At 41.5% G+C, this 1,063-nt stretch carries 2 protein-coding genes; both read left to right on the top strand.

The genetic code is table 11. The features are described 5' to 3' along the window. Nucleotides 1-18: 18 nt before the first annotated feature. Nucleotides 19-234 (top strand): 30S ribosomal protein S21, encoded by a 216-nt coding sequence (gene rpsU, locus ACS8FD_RS16535; RefSeq protein ID WP_010195908.1) that lies wholly within the window; start codon nucleotides 19-21, stop codon nucleotides 232-234. Between the two features lie 188 nt (nucleotides 235-422). Beyond that, nucleotides 423-872: a GatB/YqeY domain-containing protein gene (locus ACS8FD_RS16530; protein ID WP_299218393.1), complete on the top strand. Its 450-nt coding sequence runs from the start codon at nucleotides 423-425 to the stop codon at nucleotides 870-872. Nucleotides 873-1,063: the final 191 nt, after the last annotated feature.

Raw genomic sequence — 1,063 nt, 5'->3', positions numbered from 1 at the left:
CCTAATCAAGGAGTCTTCATGCCTGCAGTTAAGGTTAAAGAAAACGAACCAGTTGATATCGCTATCCGTCGTTTCAAACGTGCTTGTGAAAAAGCTGGTGTATTATCAGACGTACGTAAGCGTGAGTTTTATGAAAAGCCAACGCAAGTACGCAAACGTAAAAAAGCTGCTGCCGTAAAGCGTTATAAGAAAAAACTGCAACGCGAAACTATTCGTACCACTCGTATGTACTAATCACTAATACGATTAGCTAAGTACAAGCGCTACACTAACGCCACTGTTATCAATAAATAACAGTGGCGTTTTTTATGCTACAATTTTTGTTATTGCTGTTGTTTACACAGACTTTTATTAATAGGTCAATCATAAAGCACCTTCTTAAAAGCCTAACGAATAAAACTTAACGAGTAAGGATAATAATAGTGAGCCAACTTAAACAGAACTTATCGGACAATATCACAGCCTCTATGAAAGCGCGTGAGCTTGAGCGCGTCAAAGTACTACGCAATGTGCAAGCGGTCGTCAAACAAATCGAGATTGACCGTCAAAAAGAGCTTGATGATGCAGGCGTCTTAGAAGTGCTACAAAAGCAGCTAAAACAACGCCAAGAGTCGTTAGCTATCTTTACTGAAAATAGCCGTGATGACTTGGCAACCAAAGAGCAGTTTGAGATTGATATCATCAATGAGTTTATGCCGCAGCAGATGAATGACGCTGAGCTGGCCGCCTTAGTCAATGCAGAAATCAAAGAACAAGGCGCAACCTCAATGCGTGATATGGGTAGTGTCATGGGCGTACTGAAAAATAAGACTGCTGGTCGCGCTGATCCTGCACTCATCTCAAAACTGGTAAAAGACGCGCTACAAGGTTAATCCTTACTGTTTAAAGATAGCCGCTGCTATCTAAACAACCGCCTAAGGTTTAAAATTTTTGGCGGTTTTTACGTTTTTAATTTCTTGTTCGATATTGGCCAATAATGGATGAGTACTGCTGCTCTTTGCGCTAGCGTCCAATTGTTCGACCAGTCGTTTGGCCTGCGTAAGTGAGATAAGTGCCGACTCGT

The organism is Psychrobacter sp. 1U2 (genome assembly GCF_051847575.1).
This window is presented reverse-complemented; position numbering and strand designations above follow the sequence as displayed.